The sequence below is a fragment of the Phaeovulum veldkampii DSM 11550 genome (genome assembly GCF_003034995.1).
In the GTDB taxonomy this organism is placed as follows: Bacteria; Pseudomonadota; Alphaproteobacteria; order Rhodobacterales; family Rhodobacteraceae; genus Phaeovulum; species Phaeovulum veldkampii.
Window position 1 is genome coordinate 1 of the sequence record NZ_PZKF01000098.1, and the last position, 1844, is coordinate 1844.

2 protein-coding genes are annotated in these 1844 nt (G+C 70.2%); one reads left to right on the forward strand and one right to left on the reverse strand.

Annotation, left to right across the window (positions count from 1 at the left end; genetic code table 11):
• A partial coding sequence (locus tag C5F46_RS16000; protein WP_181317780.1) for a glycoside hydrolase family 3 C-terminal domain-containing protein occupies window positions 1-1441 on the forward strand: 1441 nt, incomplete at its 5' end.
• 66 nt (window positions 1442-1507) lie between these two features.
• Here C5F46_RS16000 and C5F46_RS16005 read toward each other — a convergent pair.
• The coding region (locus C5F46_RS16005; protein ID WP_181317781.1) for a PepSY domain-containing protein at window positions 1508-1844 on the reverse strand (337 nt) is incomplete at its 5' end.

The window sequence follows — 1844 nt, forward strand, 5'->3', positions numbered from 1 at the left end:
GGGTTTCGGCGGCGTCGTGATCAGTGATTACAACGCTATAGCCGAACTGGTCGTGCATGGCGTGGCCGCCGATCTGGCCGAGGCTGCGGCGCTGGCGCTCCGGGCGGGGGTCGATATCGACATGATGGGCGGCGCCTATCAGGCGGGTCTGGTGCCCGCATTGGCGCGCGGGCTGGTCACGATGGATCAGATCGACGCGGCGGTGCTGCGGGTGCTGGCGCTGAAACAGCGGCTGGGGCTGTTTGCCGACCCGTTCCGCGGGCTTGGCGCGGATGCGCCGCCCGCCGGGGTGCGGTTTCGCGCGCTTGCGCGCGAGGCTGCGGGCAAGGCCATGGTGCTGCTGAAAAACGAGGGTGCCGTGCTGCCGCTGACGTGCAGCGGCGGGCCGATTGCGGTGATCGGCCCCCTTGCCGACGCCGCCGAGGAGATGCTGGGCGCCTGGTCGGGCGCGGGCCGCGCCGAAGATTGTGTGACTTTCCGCGCGGGCCTTGCGGCGGGTTTTCCCGACCGCGCCCTGCGTTACGCCGAAGGCGCGGGGATCGAGTCGGGAACTGCCGCGATGATCGCCGCCGCGGTTGCCACCGCGCAGGGGGCGGACACGGTCCTGCTGTGTGCAGGCGAAGCCCGCGCGATGAGCGGCGAGGCCAGTTGCCGCGGTGCGCCGGTGCTGCCCGAGCCGCAACTGGATCTGGCCCGTGCACTGATCGCCAGCGGGCGGCCTGTGGTGCTGATCCTGTGTTCGGGCCGCCCGCTGATTCTGCCCGACTGGCTGGTGGCGGGCTGCGCCGCGATTCTGGCGGCGTGGTTTCCAGGGGCCGAGGCGGGGCATGCGCTGGCCGATGTGCTGTCGGGCGCGCGCGCGCCCACCGGGCGGCTGCCGGTCACCTGGCCCGCCGCGATCGGGCAAATCCCTATCCATCATGCCCTGCGCCGGTCTGGCCGCCCTGCCAGCGCGGACCATTACACCTCGAAATACCTGGATATTCCGGTGGAGCCGCTGTTTCCCTTCGGCCACGGCCTGAGCTACGCCAGCCCGCAGATCGAGGCGCTGCGGGCCGAACCCGCAACGGTCGATGTGCCCGGCCAGATCACGCTGCGGTTCGAACTGGTCAACCCCGCTTCGCAGCATGTGGAGACGACGGTTCTGGTCTATCGGCAAGACCCGGTGGCCAGCATCGCGCGCCCTGTTTTGGAGCTTTGCGGCTTTGTGAGGGTGCAGGCCGCGCCCGGTGAGCGGGTTCCGGTCAGCCTGACGTTCGGCACCGATGTGGCCGCCTTTCCCGGCGCCGATCTGGCACCTCGGGTCGAAACCGGGCGCATCGACTTTTTGCTGGGCACCCGCGCCGTCGAGGCGGAGCTGGCGCGGGTCAGCGTGCATCTGCGCGGCGGTCTGCCCCATATCCTGCCGCAGGCAGAGCAGGCCGGGCCGGTGCAGGGTTGAGTCTGCGTCCGGAATGCAAAAGGCCACCCCGAAGGGTGGCCTTTCAGTTCCAGGCGCCGGGGCGCGTTATTTCAACTGTTCGCCGGTGATCGGGTCCAGAACGGCGGTGAAGCTCAGGCCGTTCGCGTCGGTCATGACGACTTCGTAGCCAGCGTCAACATTGGCGACCGAGATCAGCTTGTAGCCTTTGGCTTCCATCGCCGCGGCCAGTTCCGAAATCGTCATCGGCATCGGGGCAGCTTCGGCAGCCGGGGCCTCAGCGGCGGGCGCTTCGGCGGCGGGGGCAGCTTCGGCAGCCGGGGCCTCAGCGACGGGTTCTTCCGCGGCCGGGGCAGCTTCAGCAGCCGGGGCCTCAGCGGCGGGCTCTTCCGCGACCGGGGCAGCTTCAGCAGCCGGGGCCTCA